This window comes from Actinomycetota bacterium, assembly GCA_005774595.1.
GTDB lineage: Bacteria > Actinomycetota > Coriobacteriia > Anaerosomatales > D1FN1-002 > D1FN1-002.
Genome location: VAUM01000355.1, coordinates 1 through 1,820 on the forward strand (window position 1 = coordinate 1; position 1,820 = coordinate 1,820).

At 70.5% G+C, this 1,820-nt stretch carries 3 protein-coding genes; 1 reads left to right on the forward strand and 2 read right to left on the reverse strand.

All coding sequences use genetic code 11. The annotated features are described in order from the left end of the window. A partial coding sequence (locus FDZ70_10035) for a hypothetical protein (protein TLM68094.1) occupies positions 1 to 624 on the reverse strand: 624 nt, incomplete at its 3' end. A 253-nt stretch (positions 625 to 877) separates the two neighbouring features. Here FDZ70_10035 and FDZ70_10040 point away from each other — a divergent pair. Next, on the forward strand, positions 878 to 1,420 hold the full coding sequence (locus FDZ70_10040) for a YceI family protein (protein TLM68095.1): 543 nt from the start codon (positions 878 to 880) through the stop codon (positions 1,418 to 1,420). Between the two features lie 14 nt (positions 1,421 to 1,434). Here the strand turns inward: FDZ70_10040 and FDZ70_10045 are convergent. Next, the coding region (locus FDZ70_10045; GenBank protein ID TLM68096.1) for a hypothetical protein at positions 1,435 to 1,820 on the reverse strand (386 nt) is incomplete at its 5' end.

A 1,820-nucleotide genomic window follows, 5' to 3' on the forward strand; every position in this document is an offset into this window, starting at 1 on the left:
GCCGTCGTGCGCCGCCGGGAACGTCACGGTGACGGTGATCGTCGTGTCGGACCACGACACCGCCGCACCCGCGCTCGTGCCGGCGAAGCGCACCGTGGACGTCCCTTGTGCGCTCCCGAACCCGGACCCCGTGAGCACGACCTGGGATCCGATCGGTGAGGTGTTCGGCGTCACGGCGCTCAGCGTGGGCGGACCCCACGGCGTGAACGGCAGCGCGTTGCTCGAGACCTTGTCGACGTAGACGTAGACGCCGCCCTGTGCCGCGCCGCTCGGCACGAGGACCGAGATGCGCGTGTCGGACCATTCCGCATACGTGACGCCCTTGACGCCCCCGCCGAAGACGACGTCGTCGCCCGACGGGCGCAGGCCGAAGCCTGAGCCGGTCAGCACGAGCGTCGAGCCCGGCGCGCCGTACGGCGCCGAGATCGTGTTGAGCACAGGGTTGGCCGGCGGCGGCTTCGCGGCGAACGCGGCCGGAGACACGGGCGACGCTATCGCGAGCATGGCGAAGACGAGCGCCGCGCGCAGAACGCGGGGACCCATCCGCCTGATCTTGTGACCCATAGCCCCGACTCCTGTCGCCCCGGCACGCGTGCGCGCACAAGGGTAGGAACAGCCGACCATATTTTCGGCACCGGCGCTTGAGTTCGTAAGTGACGAGAATCACAAATGGCCGGCGGCCTGCTCGCTTTCCGCCGAACGGCACTCTCAGTGTGACGGACGGCACATTCGCTTGCCCTTCCTTAATGCGTGCGCGCCCTCACAGGCGCCGCCGCGAACCGCCCGCGACCGTCGACATCCGCGGACGGCCATCGCACCCGAGTGCGGAGTGCTACGCTCATCACCGACCTGCCGCCCTCCCCCGGAGGCGTCCGCGATGCGCGAGAAGTGGGTCTTCGACCCGCACTACTCCACGCTGTGGTTCCGTGTGAACCATCTCGGGGTGAGTCGTGTGCGCGGCACGTTCCGCACGTGGCGCGGGTTCGTGTGCATGGGCGAGGGCGGGCTGAGCGACTCCACCGCCGAGATCATCATCGACCCGTCGAGCCTCGAGACCGGCGACGCCCCGCGCGACGAACTCGCGATGGGCCCGCTCTTCCTGGACACCGGCCGCTTCGACACCATCGAGTTCGTCGCGGACGAGGTCCAGGTCGTGGACTCGCACCACCTGCGGCTGATCGGCCTGCTCACGCTCCACGGCGTGACGCGGCCGGTCCCTGTGGACGTGACGTGGCGCGGCGAGGTGCTCGAGGATGACGGCTCGAGCCGGCTCGGGTTCGAGGCGACCGCGACCGTGCGGCGCAAGGACTTCGGCGTCGTGTGGACCGGACCGGCCGAAGCAGCAGCCGACTTCCTCATCGGCGACACCGTGGAGCTCACGTTCGAGGTCGAGGCGCTGCGCAACCCCACCGGCTGCTGAACCGCGGGCCCGGACTACGGCGCGAGCGGCACGAAGTACGCGCCGTTCGAGGACACGCCACCCTGGTAGATGCCCACATACCCGGCCGAGGTGACCGCGGGCACGACGACCGTCACCGCGGTGTCCGACCACGAGACGACCTCGGCGCGCACGCCGCACACCGCGGCGAAACCCGCTCCCTGCGCCGTGCCGAACCCGCTGCCGTAGATCGTCAGCCGGTCGCCGGGACGCGCGGTGCTCGTGGAGATGCCCGTGACGCGCGGCGCCGACCGCACGCCCACCCACATGCCGTTCGAGGTGGCCCAGGAGCCGCGGACGATGCCCAGGTACCCGGTCGCCGCGCCTGTCGGGATCCGGACGGCGATGGTGGTGTCGGACCACGAAACGACAGGAAGGCGGA